Here is a 20,531-nt window from a genome sequence, read left to right as displayed (position 1 = left end):
TAGGAATTATCGCGAGGATTCACCTATCTTAATGGGTATCATCGTCTCAAGCGGACCCACGTTCCGCTATTTTAAAAAAAACAGTGTTTTTGCGATGTTAGCGGACAGTGGTTCCGCTATTTCGTGTTTGAAGGGTGGTAAGGTAGCTAATTTTAGCAAATAGAGGATTCTGTGTCCGCCAAACCTTTTAAATGCTAGTTTTTGAGAAAATAGCGAATCTGGTGTCCGCTTGCATGATCGAAAAGTGCCTGGCACTGCATAAACAAGAGCTGCCTCTTGGTCACACATGACGAAGGACAGCTCTTTTTGCTTCTATTGATGTTATTGGCAATTTCCAGCGAGAATGATTCCTTCTAAGACAGGAGCACCTAAAGTGCCGGTCAACGAATGAATAGGGCGTACTAACACACGCGAGTTTGGTGTAATGGATGCAGCGGTAGGAAGGTCTATTCGGGATGACCAAGTAGGTGGGTCTTCGGGAGTAGCGAATAACTGGTTTCTAAAGCTGCCAGTCCGGGGAATCATAATTTCACCTGTATACTTGTCAAAATCACCGAAAACTTGAGGTTGTGGTAAGGTTGCCATTATGCTTACAGCCTGACCTCCTCTTGGACCAACATTCACATAAGCTACGCCGCCAGTACCGAATGGTGCACGCCCCCGGGGCTGTAAAGACGTACAGCAGGGGTAAGGGATTAAACCTGGAACGCAGAGGATGTCTCCGGGGAATATAATATTAGGATTTGGAATATGGGGATTGTTGACTGCAAGTGCTTCTATTCGTACTCTAAACATTTGCGCAATGGTATAAAACGTGTCACCTGGAAGTACGGTATACCGACCTAAAAACCCTTGTGGACAATTTCCTGGTATTCTTGCTCGCTGTCTATACATAAGTCTGCCTCCCAATCGTAGAAACCTTATTATATAGTATGTGGAAACGGGTAAGATGGGTATGGTTTTTTGGGGGCAGGGTATTTGGTTCGAACAAGAAATCCAATTATTTCAAGGGGGGAGAAGGAAATCTACCTCCTCCTGCATTCGTGGTAGTGCGAGACTTAACTATGCTTCCATTTTACTCAGCTAATTACCTAGCTTATTCATTAGAAACGTTTTTCTTGTTTACTATTTGAGGTGGTTCTTCTATCCAACTATTATCAATCATAATGTTAATCCCGTCATTAGCGTAGGAACTGACTTCTGTTGCTAAACGAACGTACGTTGTAGTTATATCCGTTCGTAAACTAGCTGCAGCTGCTGTTGCGTAGTTTGACGTACTAGATTGTATCAATAATGCTGTATGGAACATGATTAGTTTATCTGAGAATGGTGCGATTTGTGAGTTAGATACGTTAAGGTCTGATGGCATGGGTACAGGAATGTCATCGTCAGTTAAAATGGTGGAGAATAGTTTAACATGTTTGGTAGCTATTTCTTTTCCTTTCGTGCAGTATTGACGTACTTTTTTAGACTTTGCCACTTGTGAAAGTCCAATTAATAATACTTGTCCAATTACATTCGTTTCAATATTGGCATAAACATGAGTAATTTCAATCACATTAATGGGTCTACGGTTTATGTTCAATAGACCACCTTTATAATTTTTCTGATCGATAAAATCAATTTCTTTCGTTGTTGAGACATAAGGTGGTCTTACATATAATCCTTTAGACAATAAAACATCACTTGTTTTGTTGTACAAATTTGTTGATAATTTTATCGCATTACTTAAAAATTCACGGACACTGGATTTTGCTGAAGTTGCCAGAGCTACACCGTAAATAGATAATCCTACCTTTGCCATATTCTTAATGTAGTATAAATAAAACGCATCTGAGTAAAGACGTGGGGCATTAGGATTGACATCTTCATCTTTAAAACCAATAGGAATAGGTTGTTGGTCATCATGTAGAATTTGTTCAGATAGGGTAAGATTTTCCTCTGAGATATGTAGTGCGTATTCTACAATAGCTTTGATTTCTTGATCTTCAACATTTTCTAAAAAATACTTAAAAACACAGATGGCCATGCTGTTATTTTGAAAACTACTCCAAAGTGCGGCAATTTCTGAAGAGGTTAATTTGGTTGGATGCTCTTCTATCATGGACTTTCTCTCCTTAGAACATAATTACCGTTATAATTTGTTGTTATAAATAGTTTTATTCGGGCCCTTAGGTAACGAAGTGAAAATTTAAGGTGCCATTTTTCTTCATTATGTAGTTGTTCTACAACAAACGCAAAAGTTAGCTCTTTTCTACTTACATCATTCAAGCGCATTGTGGATATCCTAAAGCTGTACTAGCCTACATCGTTTGAAAGGACCATGACATGCGGCATATCATTCTATCGACTTTCCTTGTTTTCTTAAACTTCCGACGGGAAACTTGGCGACTGCTTCCCAAGTTTTTCAAAGCATTGCTATACATTGCGTTTATTAATTCGTCTTATTACTATTTTTTTAAAAGGCGGATTCTGTGGGAGTTTCAGTCCCATACGTTACATTTAAAGGGATTACGCATTATCCATATCTACTTTATCACGCCTTTACTGTTCTTACTTTGCATGAAAGACCTTCCACAGGAGAACGTAAAATTACAAATTAAGCATATCCTCAAATGGTCTTTTATATGTGCTTTCTGTGAGTTTATTGGATCAAAAACAAAGATGATCTTCTTTAAAAATGGATGGAGCATTTTTTGGTCATGGCTCATCTATATTTTTTTGTTTAGCTTCGGCTATATTTACACCAAGAGACCTATGCTTATTTGGAAATTAAGTGCTCCCACTTTGCTGTTTTTTCTATTAAAATTTAAGGCACCAATGTATAGAATTAGCATACTTGGTCCGCTCTTTTTCTTCATAAGACAGAAAAAACCAACTCTTTAAAACGGTATGAAAAGACTCCTTTACTGCTTATGGTGAAGAAGTCTTTTTCCGGTAGCATTTTATATGCAGATGAAATCTAACTTGAACTATAGTATTATCAACAATGTAATCAATTGAAAAAATGATAAAGTCATGAGAACCTTTGTACCAACCAGTAGACATTGATTTTTTTGAATATTTCGATATGACATTCTAGACTAATTATTAAGGGGGTATTATGAATCGAGGATCTTGGAGGGCGTTAACGTGGATTGGGTTAGCGGTATTATTCTCACTCAGTTTATGGTTTAGTGCATCCGTTATTGCATCTGAACTCATTGAACATTGGAACCTTAGCTCTCATTTAGAAGTATGGTTGTCAGCATCTGTTCCGTTGGGGTTTGTAATAGGAGCATTCGTTAGTTCGTATGTTGGGATAGCAGACCGTTATAATCCCCGAAACATTTTTGCTGTATCAGCGTTAGTGGGGGCATTGCTAAATGGCTTACTAATAGTAGCTAGTGGTTCCTTTTTTGGCATACTCCTAAGAATACTAACAGGAGTCACTCTCGCTGGAGTTTACCCAATAGCCGTGAAAATGTTATCGCAATGGTTTCCAAAAAAAAGAGGTCTTGCTATTGGTATTTTAATAGCGGCTTTAACTTTAGGGTCATCTTTGCCGCATTTTGTTGTTATGTTTTTCTCTGAATTAGATTGGAAGGTCGTGATCCTTTTTACGTCCGTCTTAGCTGTCTTAGCAGCAGTTATTGTTCATTGGATGGTAGAGGATGCTCCAGAAACATCGAAAAAATCTCCTTTCTCCTTCAAATTAATAAAAAAGGTTGTAACAAATAAACCAGTCATGCTTGCTAACTATGGTTATTTTGGACACATGTGGGAATTGTATGCGATGTGGACATGGCTTCCTCCTTTTTTGGCTGCTAGTTTTATAAGTTATTCACCAGAAACGCCTTATTGGTTTATTGCCTTATCTTCCTTTCTTTCAATAGGGGTGGCAGGGGGGATTGGTTGTGTGTTGGGTGGTATAATCTCAGATAAAATTGGAAGGTCGAATTTAACTATTTACTCTATGTTGATAAGTGCTACCTGTGCCGTATTAATAGGTTTAACATACGGTCACTTTATTTGGCTAACTCTCATTCTTTCTTTCATTTGGGGGATGTCTGTTATCGCGGATTCTGCACAGTTTTCTGCAGCCGTTTCAGAGGTGGCCGAAGTTGAATATGTAGGGACAGCCCTCACTTTTCAAATGTGTATAGGCTTCTTAATCACTATTTTTTCTATTAATCTCATTCCTATCATTCAGACATATGTAGGTTGGGAGTGGGTCTTTGCATTATTAGCCATTGGACCTATTCTTGGTATTTTCTCTATGGTCAAATATAGACGACACGAGTTTCATCATGTGGAGAGATGATGGGTGGGCCTACTAATTTGATCATCAGTGGAGGAAAGTAACAAACCATCCTAAAAATAGGATGGTTTTGTCTGCATTATTAGGTAGTTAAATTTTTTACCATTACTACATGTGGGATGCCATCTTCCATAAAGATAGTAGATGAAGTATGATAACCAAGTTTTTTATAAAAACCTTCTGCCTGTGTTTGGCCATGTAATTTAACCTGCGTATATCCCCGTTCTTTCGCGATTTCTTCTAACGATTGTATCATGTTTTTCCCGAGACCATATTTACGGTAAGGTTCTAGGATGCAGATTCTTTCCAATTTACCTACTCCATCAATAAAACGTATTCGTCCCGTTCCGACTGTTTTTTCATTGAAATGTACTAATATGTGTTCACAAACGCCATTTCGTGTATCAAATTCATCAAATTCATCTTCTAGTGGAACGCCTTGTTCTTCTACAAATACTTCTTTTCTAATAGCAAATGCTATCTGTAAATCTTCATCACATACGATTCTTTTTGTATACATTTTTCCCCATCCTTTTAGATTCATATGGTGCTTTTGTTGCAAATGCAATAAAAATAGGATAAATTTAATTTATACCAATTTTGTTGTAAATGCAATGAAAATGAGTAGGAGGAGATAATCATGCAGGAAATCCTTCGTGAAATTGGAATGATCGCACGGGCATTAGATTCGATTAGTAATATAGAATTTAAAGAATTTGACCTGACAAAAGGACAGTATTTGTACCTTGTACGAATATGTGAGAACCCCGGAATCATTCAAGAAAAACTAGCTGAGATGATAAAAGTAGATCGAACAACAGCAGCTCGAGCGATAAAAAAACTTGAAATGAATGGCTTTATTGAAAAGAAAGAAGATGAACATAACAAAAAGATTAAAAAACTCTTTCCAACAGAGAGAGGAAAACAGGTATATCCTTTTATTAAAAGAGAAAATGATTACTCCAATCAGGTCGCATTAGAGGGATTTTCTGCTGAGGAAGTGGAGACCATTCATCATCTTCTTCAAAGGGTGAGGAAAAATGTGGAGGTTGATTGGGAGCTCGTTAAAAAAGGAAACAAGAGAGAGTATTGAAAAAGGAGTGGCTATCAAAATGACGATTCGTATAAGTAAGTGTACAGATGAAGATTTGCTGGTTCTTCAAGAAATAAGTATGGAAACATTCAATGACACTTTTAAAGATCAAAATTCACCTGAAAATATGTTAGCCTATCTGGAAAAAGCATTTAATGCTCAACAGTTAGAAAAAGAATTATCACATCTTTCTTCGCAATTCTTTTTTGTGTATGTAAATAATGAGGTAGCTGGCTATTTAAAGCTTAATACAAATGATGCTCAGTCTGAAGAGGTGGGTAATGAATCACTCGAAATCGAGAGGATTTATATAAAGACTTCATTTCAAAAACATGGGGTTGGTAAATATTTACTAAATCAGGCTATCGATATAGCGAGGGAACAAAATAAAAAGCAAATCTGGCTAGGTGTATGGGAGAAAAACGAAAATGCCATTGCTTTTTATAAGAAAATGGGGTTTGTCCAAACGGGAGCTCATACTTTTTATATGGGTGAAGAGGAGCAAACGGATTTTATCATGAGTAAAATACTTCTATAACGAAAGGGGGAGGATGATGTATATTCCTTCACATTTTAAAATGACAGATGAAGCAACCATTTACGACAATATAAAAGAACATAGTTTTGCGACTTTATTCTCTGAGCATAATGGAGTGCCATTCGCCACTCATTTGCCGTTAATTTTGAATAAGGATCATACATATTTATACGGCCACTTTGCTCGTCCAAATCCTCAGTGGAAAGATATAAAAAACCAAACCGTCCTAGCTATTTTTCAAGGTCCTCATTGTTATATCTCCCCCTCTTGGTACGAAACAACTAAAGCAGTACCAACTTGGAATTACGTGACCGTTCATGTTTATGGAGAAGTCGAACTAGTAGAGGATGAAAATGAGTTAATAGATTCCTTACGTCAAATGGTATTAAAATATGAAGCTCCTGACAGTTCTTATAGATTACAAGATGTAGATGCTGAGTTTCTTTCTGGAATGAATAAAGGAGTACAAGGTTTCAAAATAAAAATTAACAAAATTGAAGGGAAAGCTAAGTTAAGTCAAAATCATTCATTGCAGCGACAAGAGCTAGTTATGAATGAACTAGAACAAAGTCCCAATACAGATGAGCAGCAGATTTCATCGTTAATGAAGGCAAACCTAAAAAGATAATTAAGTAATGTTATAGCACAATAAACAAAAAAGGGTAGGTTTTCGTAGGATTTTCCCAAAATGAGAAAGTATCCACTCAGCAAAATAGATTCGCTCTGACTAATTGTACGCGATTAGTTAGGGCGATTTTTTTAAAGGAAAATTCAGTAAGGATGAGCCCATCATATTACAGTAACGGATATAAATATAGATTTATATCCAGGCCCTTTTTTGAAGATTAGTACATTTAATAATTTTGCTCAAAAAGCAGGTAAATCCCCCAATCAAAAGTTGTTTTAACTGACTAATATACAACTACAAATGAAAGGAGGAATTCAATTGGGCAAAGATAAAAATTCTGAAATAGAAAAAAAGGTTAAAAAGTATGAGCGGAAAAAGCGAGCACTGCTAGATCTGCTTGATAGTCTATATGATTACGAAGGTGACAAAACAGAAGCAACAAAAAAATTAAAGAAAAAGCTATCTTATCAATTGGAAAAGTTAGAAAAACAAATTAATGAATTATTAGCAATTGCGGAAGCAAAAGCAAAAGCAGAGGCGGAAGCAGAGGCGAAAGCGGAAGCAGAGGCGAAAGCAGAAGCAGAAGTGGAAGCAGAGGCAGAAGCGGAAGCAGAGGCGGAAGCAGAAGCAGAAGCCGAAGCAGAGGCGGAAGCGGAAGCAGAGGCAGAGGCAGAGGCGGAAGCAGAAGCAGAAGCAGAAGCAGAAGCAGAAGCAGAAGCAGAAGCGGAAGCGGAAGCAGAGGCGGAAGCGGAAGCAGAGGCAGAAGCGGAAGCAGAGGCAGAGGCAGAGGCAGAGGCAGAGGCAGAGGCAGAGGCAGAAGCAGAGGCAGAAGCGGAGGCAGAGGCAGAGGCGGAAGCGGAAGCGGAAGCAGAAGCAGAGGCAGAAGCGGAGGCGGAAGCAGAAGCAGAGGCAGAGGCGGAAGCGGAGGCAGAGGCAGAAGCAGAAGCAGAAGCAGAGGCAGAGGCAGAGGCGGAAGCAGAAGCGGAAGCAGACGCGGATGCAAACTCGGAATCAGATTCTGAATCAACATCAACTTCTAGCTTTGAAAATAACACAATTAGTGCGGATGCTGGCGGAAATCAACTGACAACAGGTAACAATCAAAACATTATCTTTAATACTAATGATAATGTAGCAACTTCATTTGCTGTGGTCCTATCATCTCTTAGTCTATATGAAGCTTTAAGAGGAAATGACAATGGAAATAATAGTCAAGCAGCAATTTCAAATTTAACAAACATGTTAGGTATGCTGCTTCAACAAGAAAACGGTAATCGTCAAGCCATTCTTGATGCTATTAATTCTCTCAACAACAACAACAACAATAACAATAATGATAACAATTAATAAGTAGATTGGAGGAGTTAATATGGCAAAAAGAAATATCTCACGTTGTTCGGTTCCTGTTAAACGAGCTAAGGATAATATGTTGTACGTGAAAGTATTGAACACCAGTGAAGCATACAGTCGTAATTTTAAAATGAGAGCCTACGATAAAGATGCTGTTTCTGAAGAATCCTTACCGATCTATCTTGACGACAAACTTATAGATAAGGATAAATTAGGAGCAGGAAAAGAAGTTATCTATGTCGTTGATGTTGAAAATGTCAAAAGAAAAGTTGTGTTTGAAATAATACAAGAAAAAGGAAGTTCAGGAATTGGGGTATCGTCAAAAAATCGAGGTCCAGTAAACGTAGAAATACGTTTTAAGTAAGTTTTAATCGATAGAACAGGAGTCGTAATATCCCCTTATGGAAGATAGTAAAAAGAAAAGGTTTACTGTCTTCTGTGGAGGGGATTTTTATGCAGAAAGCTAACTGGTCATAATGCAAAGGTTTAGGTTATTATTTATAAAGTTGATGAAGGACAAAGTAGGAGCGAAATACCGAAGAAATGTACTTCATAAAGCGGATGAAGGACAAAGGATACGCGAAACCCCGAGGAAAAGTCTTTCATCATGCCGATGAAGGACAAAGTAGACTGAACTACCGAAGAAATGTCTTTCATAAAGCGGATGAAGGACAAAGCAGACGCGAACCCCCGAGGAAAAGTCTTTCATCAAGCCGATGAAGGACGAAGCAGGCACGAACTACCGAGGAAAGGTCTTTCATCGACCTGTCGTTTAATAGAATTAGTTGATATGAGAAAGTAAATGGGTGGTCATTTTTGTCCCCCGCTTTTTTTAGTGTAATTGGATGGGGGACTAGCGCTGTGTTTCACACTACAACGTTTCTACCGGTATGATATCTGATATGAGCGGAGATTTTATGGAAAACAGACAATACAAGTCAGTGACTCCATTTTGTCGTTTGTAATTTCGAATGACAAAGCCTTCATACCCCTGATGAATTAGGTTGTTACGGAATTTCTCATTGGCTTCCTCCATATTTAAAAGGGTAGCCTCATCTTTCCAGGTAAAGTTTCTTTTTCTTGCATGAATATATTCACAATATTTGTCGCGATCATTCATAAACAATTCATACGAATCGCCGTTATTAGAATCATATATTTTAAGGTTTGGTTCATCTAGGAATAGTTTGTAAATATAGCCAGTTACTCGTCTTTCCACTTGAATAACCTTAGGTTTTCCATCTTCCCAAAAGTCCGTTTCTGACTTTTGATAAACCGTCTCCGTTCCTATTGCATACGGTTTAGCAGATTGGATATCAGATGTGAGCCATAATCCAATTGTCCCAATAACGTTATTGGCGTTTTGAACGTTCCCTTCGCTAGTGAAATCTTCAATTTTATACATAGTACCAAAATAAGCAATCATTTTTATGCCTCCCATTTTTAGATTACCCAATTGTGGGTTGATCATTTATGGATAAAAAGATGAAATTCATGAATCTCAACAGATCAAGAATGAAGAATAGAAAAACATATGATTTCAAAATAGGGATAAACTGAAAATAAGAAAGGAGATGTGACATATGACCAAAAAATATAATAAAGGCGGCAGCCGTAATCAAAACGCACCAGAATTACATGGCAAAGATCCAGTTAGCGGAGATAATAATAAAGGGAATAAAAAGAAGTAAGGGTAAAAGAACTCTAACATGCATTGATGGGGAGTGATCAAACACTCCCCAATTTGAGAAATCGTGTAGAGCTGGAGCAGCAATCTAACGTAAGACGAAAAATTTGAAATCCTCCTATCAAAAATCAACTCTTCCTCATATATACAATACGAAGACATACATACGATAGGAGGATTTTATATGGCTAAATTCCGTATGATCCAGACAGGGTTTTGGAATGACCCGAAAGTGATGGAGGAGATGACACCGGAGGACAAGTTCTTTTTCATGTATCTTCTTACCAATCCGCAAGTGACTCAAATTGGCGTTTACCGGATTACGAAGAAACAGGTGGCTTTTGAAACAGGCTTCTCTGTTGAAACGGTGCAGCTGTTGTTTGAGCGCTTTTTGCATCAGCATGAGCTTATTCGGTACAATGACGAAACGAGGGAGCTCGCAATTAAGAACTGGGGCAAGCACAATCTAGGCCGTGGGGGGAAACCGATGCTTGATTGTATTCGGAAGGAGCTAGAGGACGTTAAGGATCGGTCTCTTATTACATATGTTGGACAATTTGTGACCAACGATTCGATTCGAGAGCTTTACGCTACCTTTTGCCTTGAAAACGACGATACGTTGACGTTACGTGGACAAGAAGAAGAAAAAGAAAAAGAAAAAGAAGAAGAACAAGAACAACAAGAAAAGCAAAGAGAGCGTTACGCCGTCGTATTTCGCTTTTACGAAGAAAACATTGGAGTCTTAAATCCTTTTATCGCAGAGTCAATTGCTCTTTGGTTAGAAGAGCTTAGTCCAGAAGTGGTGATGCTCGCGATTAAAAAGGCGTTGATGAAGCAGAAACGCTGGGATTATGCAGAAGGAATTTTAAAAAAATGGTCGAATCAAAACTTAACGACCATTCAAGCGATTGAAGTCTACGAAACTCACTTCCAGAAGCGACAAACGCAAACATCCCCAACAGATCTACTCGAGCGAGTGAAACGAGGTGATTTTTCATGACAAATGAGGAAGCCGCCGAAGTTCTCCTAACGATCCACGAAGTTTACCCATCCTATGAACTCACAGAACGAAAAATGAAAATCCTTGTCCCAGTTTTGCTGCAAATGGATCTTGCTGGGGTGATGAAACGGTTGAACGAATACATCATCACCAACCCTTGGCCGCCGACGATTTCAGATATTGCCTCTTATCCTCTTCAGGAAAACGAAGTATTGAGAAAAACGCAGGAATTTGAAAAACGTGCGAGTGAGAATCCCCCAACACAAGAGCAAATCGAAGAATTTCAAGTTCGCTTCAAGCAGCTGGGATTAACGGAGGCAGAAGATGAGTGAGCACCCGTCCGTTGCCGAACAAGCTGTTATTGGAGCCATCCTCCTTGAACCTGAACTGATCAAAGAATGCAGCCTACACGAAGAACATTTTTACGAAGCCCGCCATAAGGTCATCTTTCAAGCGATGCGAGCATTAGAACGGTCCGCAACCCCTCCAGATATTGTAACGGTCGTCACGATGTTACGCGATGTTCTCGAGTCGATTGGGGGAGTGGCGTACTTATCTGAACTGATGAATGCCGTCGCGACAACCAGCAACTTTAAGCACTACGAAGAACTAACCCTCGAACAGGTGCGAAGACGGTCTGCCGTGAAGCTCACTGAACAATTTCATTATGAAGCAAATGATGAGACGATCAATACTCTCATCACGGAGCTCCAACAAATACAGGAGCTGACGATTAAAAAGCAACACCGGACGAAAAAAGAGATTCTTGCTGATGTTGTTGAAATTTTGCACGAACCAACCGAAGACCTCAGAGGAAGACCAAGTGGCATCATTGATCTCGATAAAATGACGGGAGGCTGGCAAAAGCAGGATTTGATCATTGTTGCAGCTAGGCCGTCTGTCGGAAAAACTGCGTTTGCCTTGCACTTGGGTGCGGTTAACTGCCGCAGGGGTGGAGTGACAACGTTCTTTTCCTTAGAAATGGCAGATAGACAACTAGCGATCCGGTGGATTAACGCTGAAGGGCGGATTGACGGAATGAAATGGAAAAACCCGACGCGTTTCTTTTCCTCTGATGATTATCTTCAAGCTGTACATGCCATCGGAGCGATTGAAAAGTGGGACATGGAAATCATTGATAACCCGAGTATCCAAGTCTCTGAAATTCGTTCCAAACTAAGCGAAATTAAACGCAGATACCCAAACCGAGACCATCTTGTGATCATTGATTACCTCCAGCTTATTCAGCCCTCTAGCAAACGAGGAGAAAACCGCCAACAAGAAGTGTCCGACATCTCCCGTTCCCTAAAAGCGATGGCAAGAGAACTCGACGTCCCGATTATCGCTCTTTCGCAGCTATCTAGAAAGGTGGAGGGCCGCCAAGTGAAGCGGCCGATGATGTCGGACATCCGAGAATCAGGCAGCATTGAACAGGATGCAGATATTGTTACTTTTTTGTACCGAGATGATTATTACGACCATGAAACAGATCAACCAAACATCACGGAAATCATTGTCGCCAAACAACGGAATGGACCCGTTGGGACGGTAGAAGTGTTGTTTGAGAAGGAATATGGAAGGTTTGTGAACCTAGTAAAAGGATAAATAGGAGGCTGTTAAATGGGAGAAGTTCAGCAATTAAAAGTAGCGTATGATCTGTCACTGTTGAAGAAGCAAGTTCGGGATTATCAGTTGGAGAATGAGTGGCTAGTAAGGGAGAACCAGTTGTTGAAGCAGCAGGTTCGGGTGTTGAAGGGGAGGAATTCTAGTGGGACGGGTGGGGCGCGGGGACGGATGTATTCAAAGTGAGAGTGGACGCGAGTGATGATCAAGGGGCGGCGCTCTCTGGCTTCTTTTTTTGTGGGCAGAATAGGTAAGGTGTCTGTTAGTGGGCCAAACTTGAAGACAAAGTAGAGCTTGGAAGAATGGGAAATGTCTTTCATCAAGATGATGAAGGAGCAAATAGATAAAAGTGGGAAGAGTCTTTCGAGATACTACCTATTTTGTTTGAATTCTCTCATCTTTTAAGAGACTCCACTTGTGCACCAGTCTTGCCCCTTCCCGCAAACAAAAAGCACCGCAAGCACGGTGCTATTGTCTTTGTTATTTTTAGATAAATCCTACGGTCTTTCTCCGCGGCCAAACGTTTCAACACCAAGTTCGGCGAGCTGCGCTTCTGCTACTTCTCTTGTGATTGTTCCGTCACGCATTTGTTGCATAATCGCTTCGACCTTTGCTCTAGTTTCTTCATCTAAGTCAGCAAACATAGCTCCTCGATCAGGACGAGCCTGCTCACTACCAGGAGGAAGTCCGCCCGCATTATCAGGAGAGAAGCCACCTCTACCCATGCCACCCATGCCACCGATACTTCCGGCTGTCGTTACCCCTTCTTCATTTAGCCATGTCACGACATCAGAAATCGTGACATCAACAGTGGCGGCAGAAGAAGAAAGTGTGTAACTTGTATCTTTTGCTAGATCAGGTGAACTCATTAAAATCGTTTGAAACTCCTTTTCAGGTGCAAATTGAAGGATGCTTGTTCCAGTGCTGTCAGTCAACTCAACCGTCGTGTTAGCTGGCTGAACATTCGTGAAGGTCATCATAACCGCGTGTTGACTTGAAGAATCTGAGACTGCCTGATTCATTCCGGCACTGCCAGCTGCAATCAGGGTTCCGCCTGTCAAATCAAAACGAGCATCGTAATCAAGTGCGCCTTCTCCATTTGAAGTTGGGCCATTTACATAGACCGTTCCTCCTGTCATTTCAATTGAACCATTCGCGTCGAGCCCATCGCCATTTGCATTAACAAAAACGGTACCACCGTTAATGGAAAGCAATCCAGCCGTAGAGGCCGTTTTCATATCTAGACTCGAGCCGTCATTTCCGCCACTTACGTTTATGCCATCATCGCTTGAGACTAGTTGAATATCTCCACCATTAATGGTTACGGCTTGACCTTCCAATCCTTCATAACTTTTCGAAATGTCAATCGTACCAGCTTCAATCACAATCTCTGAATCAGCATGGATGGCGTCATCGCCAGAGGCTATCGTAAACTGTCCACCGGTAATGGTTATGTTGCCATTGCTATGGATCGAATCATCTAAACTATCAAGATTGAATGAGCCCCCACCGATTGATACGTCAGTCGCAGCTTTTAAAGCTTTTGTGCTACTTGATTCTGATGATGTGGAAGTCGTACCTCCAGGAGCTTGCATTTTTGATTCATAATTGCTGATAGACTCTGGACTTCCACCACCGCTAACAATGTTATAGGAACCATCTGCAATGTATAACGATGTTTGCGCTTGGATGCCGTCATTGCCGGAAGTAATCGTAAACGTTCCTCCCTCTAGTACAATGGAACCTTTTGATGAATCTTTATCATGGGTTGATTTCACACCATCTCCGTCCGCTTTGATGGTGAATGTTCCAGCTTGAACAGCGACAAGGTCTCGTCCCATTAAGCCATCGTCAACTGCGGTGATGTCAAGATTTCCGCCGGTGATTTTTAATTGATCTTTACTCGAGATTCCATTGTTGTAGTTTGCCTCGACGACTAATGTTCCGGTACCGTTAATCGTTAAATCTGCTTTACTAAAAATGGCGGCATTCGGTTCATCGGTTGACGAATCTGCATAAATGTACTGACTTGCATCAGACACGATGTTTTCTGTACCTTCTGGCAGAGAAATAGTCGTTTTTTCGGCCTTGACCACATGGATGGCTGAGCTTGTTGACGAATGCAGCTCGACTCCGTTTAGAACTAGTCTTACCGTACTTTTATCTTCAGCATCGACGACAATTTGGCCATCATCCATTTTCCCCGTTAGGACGTATGTACCGCCTGTTTTAATCGTTACAACACCGTCTTGGTTAATAATAGAGGCTGAGTCATATGAGACTTCCGAACCATTGAATTCAATGTAAGTAGGATCCTCCGATTCCCAGTCGGTATAGTAGTCATCAGCAGCATAAGCTACTAGTTCAGCTATATCACTGTTCAGCTCCTCACTAACGACTGTTTCTGCTGTTTCTGGCACTTCATTGTTGGTGCTCGCATTATCACTGCAACCAAACAATAAACCTACACATAATAATGTAGCTGCCCATTGTATTGAATAAGAATCTGATCGGTTCATCATTTAAATCTCCTTTTCCTTTTCGCTTACAGGTTTGCTCCTGTTGACGTCATTATGAGTAACGAACCTTAACAAAACCTTAAAAATAACTTTCGATAATGAAATTTTTTAGTAGTCGCGAAGAAACAGTTGCAAATTCAATAAATAGACCTATAATTTGAACAGACCCATTCAAAGAAAAAGGTGACAAACAGATGAAACTGTTAATTATTGAAGATGACCCATCCCTCTCCGATACGATTAAGGAAACCACAAGTGCATTGTTTCAGGCTGAACAAGCCTTTGATGGGGAAGAGGGCTTATATATAGCAGAGCAAAATATTTTTGATTGTATTATTTTAGATATCATGCTGCCTAACATGAACGGGTATGAAGTGTTGCAACATTTACGGAAAAACAAAATTATGACACCTGTTTTAATGCTAACAGCCAAGGATGGAATCGATGATAAAATTCAAGGTTTTAAAGTCGGGGCTGATGATTATTTAGTGAAGCCATTTCACCGCGAAGAACTGCTGCTTCGATTAGAAGCGATTGTTAGAAGAGCGGGAGGCGATTTACATGAACATGTCTTAACATACAAAGATCTAAAGCTAAATATAAAAACAAAAACAGCGACCATTCATGATGAGCCGATTAAGCTTAATGGAAAGCAATTTGATTTGCTTGAGTATCTTATTACAAATAAGAACACGATTTTAACGAAAGAACAAATTTTTGATCGAATTTGGGGTTTTGAATCAGATACGTCAACGACTGTTGTTGAGGTGTATGCAAGTAATTTACGGAAAAATTTAAAGGTGTTTGGCTATGATCAATATATCAAAACATTTCGGGGCTTAGGTTATATGCTGACTGAGTCTGGTGAAGGACATGGTTAAGCAAAAGATGTTTCGAAAACAGCAACTAACATTTATGGTATTGAACCTTATTGCGTTTACCATCATTTTTACGATTTTCGGTTTGATTGTCTTTAGTCAGGTTCAAAACACCTTATTTTCAGAAGCGGATGAGGATCTTCTTTTCTTTAAGGAAGTGGTCGGGACAAAACCGCCAGCTGACATGAGAGCTCCACGTCAAAACGCCCCTCCAGGACCACGTGAAGAACAACTGCGGAATAATCCGAATCCGCGTATTATCGTTCTTGATTGGAATGAAGATGGTGAGATTATTAATCAGGATGAGATCGGGACGTTGTTTTATAATACGTATTTAGACAATCTTTCATTAACTACATCGACACTCAATACGATTACAAGTATGACGATTAAGGACGAATTTCATTTTCGATATCTTCTGTTTGAGGATGAAACAGATGATGAGGTAGCCTATACGCAGTTGTTAATGAATGTGGATGCCGAGCAGACGATTATCGATAATTTTGGACGATTAATTGTTATTTGCTCGCTGATCTTCATCATTCTTTCGATTTCAGCAAGCTATGTTCTATCAAAAAAAATGATGAAGCCGATTATCCGATCGTGGAACAAGCAGGCAGAATTCGTTGAAAATGCCTCTCATGAGCTACGCACGCCATTAACGATTATTCAAAATAAATTAGAGCTATTGCTGACGAAGCCAGAGGAAAAAATAGTAAATAAATTTGAGAATATTGCTCTGAGTTTATCGGAAACGCGACGATTGTCCAAGCTCACCTCTGACTTGTTAACATTGGCCCGAGCTGATTCTGCTGAAACAGAGCTCGTTAAACAACCGATTGAGCTCGACCAATTTCTAAAGTCAGTTTGTGCACCCTATATTGAAATTGCGGAGTCTCAGGACAAACAATTTTGGTTGAATCTTCATGGAAATGCCTTTATTCAAGCCGATGAAGTCCGTTTTCATCAGCTAATCGTCATACTACTCGACAATGCGTTAAAATACACGAGCGCAGAAGACAGTATTGGAGTGAAAACGTATGTCCAAGACCAAAAAGCAGTCCTAGATATTAGTGATACCGGAATTGGAATAAAAGAAGAAAACCTTCCCCATGTTTTTGAACGCTTTTACCGCGAGGATCGTGCTCGCTCACGTGAAACTGGTGGGACGGGACTTGGACTTTCGATTGCTCAGTGGATTGTCGCAAAACATAATGGGACGATCTCAGCCACTCGCAACGAGCAAAGAGGGACAACGTTTATCGTAAAACTACCAAAGGAATGAGAGATCTTAACTAGGCATTTATGGCCTATTTGAGGTCTTTTTTTGTTTGAGTTCACAAACGGAAAGTTTCATCAAACCTTTTTAAGGTTTGTTTAAGGTTCATCTTTAATAATGTGATTCATGGAACTGCTACTAATGAAGAAAAGAAGGAGAATTAACGATGAACTCAATGGAATTACAAGGAATCAAAGGCAGAAGAGAGCTAAAGCATGAAATAACAAAAATGGATTGCTATTTGCTTCGCAATAAATTAAAGCATTACATGGAAGTGGACCCGCATGCTGGCAAAGATGGAACCTATCTTATACGCAGTGTCTACTTTGATAACTTTGATAACAAAGTATTAACACAAAAGAAGGAAGGATATTATGAGCGCGATAAATACAGGGTTCGTTTATACAATGATAATACGGATGTTTTAAACTTAGAAAAAAAGAGCAAGCGCAATAACCTAACATTTAAACAAAAATGTTCAATGACAGCACAAGAGTATGAGCGAATGCGTTCTGGTGATATTCATTGGATGGAACACGATGATCGAACACTCATTAGGGAGCTTTTTTTTCACATGAACCACTTTCAATTAAAGCCCCTCACGGTCGTCGATTATGAACGGGAAGTGTTCATTTATCGCTACGGCAATGTGCGTGTTACCTTTGACAGCTCGATTAAGACAAGCATTCGTAATAATGATTTATTAAATCGCAACTTATCGATGGTAGAAACAGATCCTGATGTTGTTGTATTAGAAGTGAAATTTGACGAGTATTTACCTATTGTAATCAAGCAGTTGCTACAAATAGGTGACAGACGAAGCTGCGCTTATTCTAAATATCAAATGAGTCGAATGTTCGGATAATCAAGGAGGAATAATCAATGGATAGTATCAATTTTACAGATATTTTTAAATCAAGCATTTTAGAGAGAACAACAACATTCTCTCTCGTCGATTCTGTGATCGGCTTAGTGGTCGCCTTTATCGTTGGTCTTTTTATTTATTTTGTTTACAAAAAAACGTTCTCAGGTGTGATCTATTCACACACGTTTAATATATCGTTAATTGTGATGTCGATGGCGACCGCTTTAATTATTATGGGGATCGCTTCAAACGTCTTGTTGTCACTAGGGATGGTAGGGGCTTTGTCAATCGTGCGTTTTCGAACGCCAATTAAAGACCCGATGGACCTTGTGTACCTTTTTTGGGCAATCATTGCTGGGATTTTGTGTGGAGCTGGCTTCATTCCACTCGTCATTGTCGGTTCGCTGTTAATTGGTTTAGTATTAATCATTTTTATCAACCGGATTACGGTTGAGAATCCATATTTACTCGTGGTCAAATATCAAGATAACGCAATTGAAACGGCACTCGAACATGTGATTGCCAGAAATTCGAAAAAACACTCGTTAAAGTCAAAATCGGTTATGCCAGGACATGATTATGAGATCACGTACGAAATTCGCGTCAAAGAAACCGATGCGAGTTTCATTGAAAACATCTCAAATATGGAAGGAGTTCGATCTGCGGTTATGTTAAGTTATGATGGGAATTTTACTGCGTAATTTTGGGGTGCCAGTCACCACCCGGATTTTGTCGGGAATTGTAGAATTGGGACGCGGGGACGGGTTCCTCGTCCCGCTTGTTAGCTGTTTTTTTGGGTCTTAAGTGGACTCACATTCCGTTATTTGTGACAAAATCAATGATTTGCGACGTTGGCGGACTGAGATGCCGCTATTTCGTGTTTGAAGAGTATAATGATGACGATTTTCTGCAAATAGCGGACTCTGTGTCCACCAAACCCCAAAAACGCTAGATGTTGATGAAAATAACGGAACTGATGTCCGTTTTTGTTAAAGTGTGCTTGGTTTTGTAAAACTTCTGCCCTGAAAAATCCCTATTCAGTTATTATGTTATATACCTCATCGACCACTTCTTCATCTTGAACGTCAAATTCCATTCTTAGACGATGTCGAATCATTGTTTTATTAACAGATCCTTCCGTAATATGAACTGCATTGGTTTTGATCCAATCGGCCATCTGTTGAACTTGATTTTGGTTGTTTGATTGACTCATCTTGCATTCTCCTTTCTATAAAACCTTTCTACTAGCATTTTCTAAACAATCATTTCTATACTTGGTTAATCTATGTCTTTTCAAGTGCGGCGGAAATAGGTATGGAATACTTTTTGTTTTGGAGGTTCGGCTCGATGAAGTGAGGTTTTGTTTTTTCTAGGAGTAGACTTTTGAGTTTCTCTAGTTTCATTCTGCCGAAACCGGGTATTTTCTAGGTATGGTAATAAGGTAATCGTCTAGTTGGGGATAAAACCGAATGCTCGCATGTCCTATACTTTCGGTTTTCCCCAATGTATAACCAAATTCAAATGGAAGTTCTATATAGGAAGAAACTTGACGGAAGCCTAAGTTTTCATAAATGGTGGAAAAATTGTTGAAAGACGGAGTGTTTAGTTAACGTAATCGAAGTTATCTTCAAAACGCTGCTCCTTTCGATTGGGCTACTCCCTATTATTCCCGAATAGCGACTCGAGTAGATGATCATGAGTGAACTGAACAGCATCTTCAAATTTGTATATGGAAGAAAAGGGGGCTGGACCTGTTGTTCTTTCATTCCTCTATATTATAGAAGGAGTGCCAAAATAGAGTTGTACCAAAAATAATAATTGCTATTTGTTTCGATCTCTGATAGATTAATAAATCTAGCCGCAAAAATTAATTTTAAATTAAAGATTGCGCAGAATTTTAATTCGTGATATATTATTACTTGTCGCTGCGATTGATTCATTGATTCGCTAGTGATTGCGCAAAATTTTTCAAAAAGGTGTTGCGTGGAACGAATTATTATGTTATGATAATAAATGTCGCTGAGGAAAACAGTGACTGACGAGTTCTTTGAAAACTGAACAAAAGCCAAGCGAAAAGAGATACATGATATCTCGTCAATTTTTTCTCATCATTTTATTAAAAAAGATGAAGTATCGTTAGCGATACATTTTGAGCTAATCAGCTTACCATTTTTATGGAGAGTTTGATCCTGGCTCAGGACGAACGCTGGCGGCGTGCCTAATACATGCAAGTCGAGCGGACTGATTAAGAGCTTGCTCTTATGACGTTAGCGGCGGACGGGTGAGTAACACGTGGGCAACCTGCCCTGTAGATCGGGATAACACCGAGAAATCGGTGCTAATACCGGGTAACATCTGAGATCACATGATCTTAGGTTAAAAGATGGCTCCGGCTATCACTACAGGATGGGCCCGCGGCGCATTAGCTAGTTGGTAAGGTAATGGCTTACCAAGGCGACGATGCGTAGCCGACCTGAGAGGGTGATCGGCCACACTGGGACTGAGACACGGCCCAGACTCCTACGGGAGGCAGCAGTAGGGAATCTTCCGCAATGGACGAAAGTCTGACGGAGCAACGCCGCGTGAGTGATGAAGGGTTTCGGCTCGTAAAGCTCTGTTGTTAGGGAAGAACAAGTACCGTTCAAATAGGGCGGTACCTTGACGGTACCTAACCAGAAAGCCACGGCTAACTACGTGCCAGCAGCCGCGGTAATACGTAGGTGGCAAGCGTTGTCCGGAATTATTGGGCGTAAAGCGCGCGCAGGCGGTCT

At 40.0% G+C, this 20,531-nt stretch carries 20 protein-coding genes and 1 rRNA gene; 15 read left to right on the top strand and 6 right to left on the bottom strand.

Features of this window, described 5'->3' with window-relative positions:
* Window positions 1-321 precede the first annotated feature (321 nt).
* A complete protein-coding gene (locus tag N0O92_RS17915) occupies window positions 322-894 on the bottom strand; it encodes a LysM peptidoglycan-binding domain-containing protein (RefSeq protein WP_315616038.1) in 573 nt (190 codons plus the stop codon).
* A 202-nt stretch (window positions 895-1,096) separates the two neighbouring features.
* Complete coding sequence (locus N0O92_RS17910) at window positions 1,097-2,104, bottom strand: DUF3231 family protein (RefSeq protein ID WP_315616037.1); 1,008 nt, start codon at window positions 2,102-2,104, stop codon at window positions 1,097-1,099.
* A gap of 999 nt (window positions 2,105-3,103) precedes the next feature.
* On the opposite strand from N0O92_RS17910, the gene N0O92_RS17905 reads away from it, so the two are divergent.
* Window positions 3,104-4,303: an MFS transporter gene (locus N0O92_RS17905; protein ID WP_315616036.1), complete on the top strand. Its 1,200-nt coding sequence runs from the start codon at window positions 3,104-3,106 to the stop codon at window positions 4,301-4,303.
* Between the two features lie 79 nt (window positions 4,304-4,382).
* Here N0O92_RS17905 and N0O92_RS17900 read toward each other — a convergent pair whose 3' ends face one another.
* Window positions 4,383-4,820: a GNAT family N-acetyltransferase gene (locus tag N0O92_RS17900; protein ID WP_315616035.1), complete on the bottom strand. Its 438-nt coding sequence runs from the start codon at window positions 4,818-4,820 to the stop codon at window positions 4,383-4,385.
* 120 nt (window positions 4,821-4,940) lie between these two features.
* Here N0O92_RS17900 and N0O92_RS17895 point away from each other — a divergent pair, with 120 nt between their 5' ends.
* The 5 genes from N0O92_RS17895 (at window position 4,941) to N0O92_RS17875 (ending at window position 8,273) form a co-directional block, all read left to right on the top strand.
* Complete coding sequence (locus N0O92_RS17895; protein WP_315616034.1) at window positions 4,941-5,393, top strand: MarR family winged helix-turn-helix transcriptional regulator; 453 nt, start codon at window positions 4,941-4,943, stop codon at window positions 5,391-5,393.
* 19 nt (window positions 5,394-5,412) lie between these two features.
* Complete coding sequence (gene paiA, locus N0O92_RS17890) at window positions 5,413-5,931, top strand: spermidine/spermine N(1)-acetyltransferase (RefSeq protein ID WP_315616033.1); 519 nt, start codon at window positions 5,413-5,415, stop codon at window positions 5,929-5,931.
* A 16-nt stretch (window positions 5,932-5,947) separates the two neighbouring features.
* Window positions 5,948-6,559 (top strand): FMN-binding negative transcriptional regulator, encoded by a 612-nt coding sequence (locus N0O92_RS17885; RefSeq protein ID WP_315616032.1) that lies wholly within the window; start codon window positions 5,948-5,950, stop codon window positions 6,557-6,559.
* A gap of 318 nt (window positions 6,560-6,877) precedes the next feature.
* Window positions 6,878-7,906, top strand: coding sequence for a hypothetical protein (locus N0O92_RS17880; RefSeq protein ID WP_315616031.1), 1,029 nt, complete (start codon window positions 6,878-6,880; stop codon window positions 7,904-7,906).
* 22 nt (window positions 7,907-7,928) lie between these two features.
* Window positions 7,929-8,273, top strand: coding sequence for a hypothetical protein (locus tag N0O92_RS17875; protein ID WP_315616030.1), 345 nt, complete (start codon window positions 7,929-7,931; stop codon window positions 8,271-8,273).
* Between the two features lie 507 nt (window positions 8,274-8,780).
* Here N0O92_RS17875 and N0O92_RS17870 read toward each other — a convergent pair.
* Window positions 8,781-9,335, bottom strand: a complete 555-nt coding sequence (locus N0O92_RS17870; protein WP_315616029.1) for a hypothetical protein — start codon at window positions 9,333-9,335, stop codon at window positions 8,781-8,783.
* 445 nt (window positions 9,336-9,780) lie between these two features.
* On the opposite strand from N0O92_RS17870, the gene N0O92_RS17865 reads away from it, so the two are divergent.
* Genes N0O92_RS17865 through N0O92_RS17850 form a run of 4 tightly spaced genes read left to right on the top strand, consistent with a single transcriptional unit; the run spans window position 9,781 to window position 12,405 of the window.
* Window positions 9,781-10,596: a DnaD domain-containing protein gene (locus N0O92_RS17865; RefSeq protein ID WP_315616028.1), complete on the top strand. Its 816-nt coding sequence runs from the start codon at window positions 9,781-9,783 to the stop codon at window positions 10,594-10,596.
* Complete coding sequence (locus N0O92_RS17860; RefSeq protein WP_315616027.1) at window positions 10,593-10,928, top strand: replicative helicase loader/inhibitor; 336 nt, start codon at window positions 10,593-10,595, stop codon at window positions 10,926-10,928. Before N0O92_RS17865 ends, N0O92_RS17860 begins: the two co-directional genes overlap by 4 nt.
* Complete coding sequence (gene dnaB / locus N0O92_RS17855) at window positions 10,921-12,201, top strand: replicative DNA helicase (RefSeq protein ID WP_315616026.1); 1,281 nt, start codon at window positions 10,921-10,923, stop codon at window positions 12,199-12,201. Before N0O92_RS17860 ends, dnaB begins: the two co-directional genes overlap by 8 nt.
* A 15-nt stretch (window positions 12,202-12,216) precedes the next feature.
* Window positions 12,217-12,405: a hypothetical protein gene (locus N0O92_RS17850; RefSeq protein WP_315616025.1), complete on the top strand. Its 189-nt coding sequence runs from the start codon at window positions 12,217-12,219 to the stop codon at window positions 12,403-12,405.
* Between the two features lie 311 nt (window positions 12,406-12,716).
* Here the strand turns inward: N0O92_RS17850 and N0O92_RS17845 are convergent, their stop codons facing one another.
* Window positions 12,717-14,738 carry a carbohydrate-binding domain-containing protein gene (locus N0O92_RS17845; RefSeq protein ID WP_315616024.1) on the bottom strand — a complete coding sequence of 674 codons (2,022 nt, stop codon included), beginning with the start codon at window positions 14,736-14,738 and terminating at the stop codon, window positions 12,717-12,719.
* A gap of 194 nt (window positions 14,739-14,932) precedes the next feature.
* Here N0O92_RS17845 and N0O92_RS17840 point away from each other — a divergent pair, with 194 nt between their 5' ends.
* The 4 genes from N0O92_RS17840 (at window position 14,933) to N0O92_RS17825 (ending at window position 18,461) form a co-directional block, all read left to right on the top strand.
* The gene (locus N0O92_RS17840) at window positions 14,933-15,619 is read left to right on the top strand and encodes a response regulator transcription factor (RefSeq protein WP_315616023.1); all 687 of its coding nucleotides are present in this window, start codon (window positions 14,933-14,935) and stop codon (window positions 15,617-15,619) included.
* A complete protein-coding gene (locus N0O92_RS17835) occupies window positions 15,612-16,901 on the top strand; it encodes a sensor histidine kinase (protein WP_315616022.1) in 1,290 nt (429 codons plus the stop codon). Before N0O92_RS17840 ends, N0O92_RS17835 begins: the two co-directional genes overlap by 8 nt.
* A 160-nt stretch (window positions 16,902-17,061) precedes the next feature.
* Entirely contained in the window at window positions 17,062-17,760 is a 699-nt protein-coding gene (locus tag N0O92_RS17830; RefSeq protein WP_315616021.1) for a polyphosphate polymerase domain-containing protein, read from the top strand.
* A 17-nt stretch (window positions 17,761-17,777) separates the two neighbouring features.
* Window positions 17,778-18,461, top strand: coding sequence for a DUF4956 domain-containing protein (locus N0O92_RS17825; RefSeq protein WP_315616020.1), 684 nt, complete (start codon window positions 17,778-17,780; stop codon window positions 18,459-18,461).
* A gap of 332 nt (window positions 18,462-18,793) precedes the next feature.
* Here the strand turns inward: N0O92_RS17825 and N0O92_RS17820 are convergent, their stop codons facing one another.
* Window positions 18,794-18,973: a hypothetical protein gene (locus tag N0O92_RS17820; RefSeq protein WP_315616019.1), complete on the bottom strand. Its 180-nt coding sequence runs from the start codon at window positions 18,971-18,973 to the stop codon at window positions 18,794-18,796.
* Between the two features lie 958 nt (window positions 18,974-19,931).
* On the opposite strand from N0O92_RS17820, the gene N0O92_RS17815 reads away from it, so the two are divergent.
* Window positions 19,932-20,531: ribosomal RNA gene (locus N0O92_RS17815) — 16S ribosomal RNA — on the top strand; the annotation flags it as partial.

Origin of the sequence: Alkalihalobacillus sp. MEB130 (genome assembly GCF_032335535.1) — a bacterium.
Lineage (GTDB): Bacteria > Bacillota > Bacilli > Bacillales > Bacillaceae_D > Halalkalibacter.
This window is presented reverse-complemented; position numbering and strand designations above follow the sequence as displayed.

Coding starts and splice junctions, on each gene's coding strand:
- N0O92_RS17850 (WP_315616025.1), top strand. CDS start 12,217: ATGGGAGAAGTTCAGCAATTAAAAGTAGCGTATGATCTGTCACTGTTG.
- N0O92_RS17915 (WP_315616038.1), bottom strand. CDS start 894: ATGTATAGACAGCGAGCAAGAATACCAGGAAATTGTCCACAAGGGTTT.
- N0O92_RS17875 (WP_315616030.1), top strand. CDS start 7,929: ATGGCAAAAAGAAATATCTCACGTTGTTCGGTTCCTGTTAAACGAGCT.
- N0O92_RS17885 (WP_315616032.1), top strand. CDS start 5,948: ATGTATATTCCTTCACATTTTAAAATGACAGATGAAGCAACCATTTAC.
- N0O92_RS17820 (WP_315616019.1), bottom strand. CDS start 18,973: ATGAGTCAATCAAACAACCAAAATCAAGTTCAACAGATGGCCGATTGG.
- N0O92_RS17830 (WP_315616021.1), top strand. CDS start 17,062: ATGAACTCAATGGAATTACAAGGAATCAAAGGCAGAAGAGAGCTAAAG.
- N0O92_RS17825 (WP_315616020.1), top strand. CDS start 17,778: ATGGATAGTATCAATTTTACAGATATTTTTAAATCAAGCATTTTAGAG.
- N0O92_RS17860 (WP_315616027.1), top strand. CDS start 10,593: ATGACAAATGAGGAAGCCGCCGAAGTTCTCCTAACGATCCACGAAGTT.
- N0O92_RS17845 (WP_315616024.1), bottom strand. CDS start 14,738: ATGAACCGATCAGATTCTTATTCAATACAATGGGCAGCTACATTATTA.
- N0O92_RS17870 (WP_315616029.1), bottom strand. CDS start 9,335: ATGATTGCTTATTTTGGTACTATGTATAAAATTGAAGATTTCACTAGC.
- N0O92_RS17910 (WP_315616037.1), bottom strand. CDS start 2,104: ATGATAGAAGAGCATCCAACCAAATTAACCTCTTCAGAAATTGCCGCA.
- N0O92_RS17900 (WP_315616035.1), bottom strand. CDS start 4,820: ATGTATACAAAAAGAATCGTATGTGATGAAGATTTACAGATAGCATTT.
- paiA (WP_315616033.1), top strand. CDS start 5,413: ATGACGATTCGTATAAGTAAGTGTACAGATGAAGATTTGCTGGTTCTT.
- N0O92_RS17865 (WP_315616028.1), top strand. CDS start 9,781: ATGGCTAAATTCCGTATGATCCAGACAGGGTTTTGGAATGACCCGAAA.
- N0O92_RS17905 (WP_315616036.1), top strand. CDS start 3,104: ATGAATCGAGGATCTTGGAGGGCGTTAACGTGGATTGGGTTAGCGGTA.
- N0O92_RS17835 (WP_315616022.1), top strand. CDS start 15,612: ATGGTTAAGCAAAAGATGTTTCGAAAACAGCAACTAACATTTATGGTA.
- N0O92_RS17895 (WP_315616034.1), top strand. CDS start 4,941: ATGCAGGAAATCCTTCGTGAAATTGGAATGATCGCACGGGCATTAGAT.
- N0O92_RS17840 (WP_315616023.1), top strand. CDS start 14,933: ATGAAACTGTTAATTATTGAAGATGACCCATCCCTCTCCGATACGATT.
- dnaB (WP_315616026.1), top strand. CDS start 10,921: ATGAGTGAGCACCCGTCCGTTGCCGAACAAGCTGTTATTGGAGCCATC.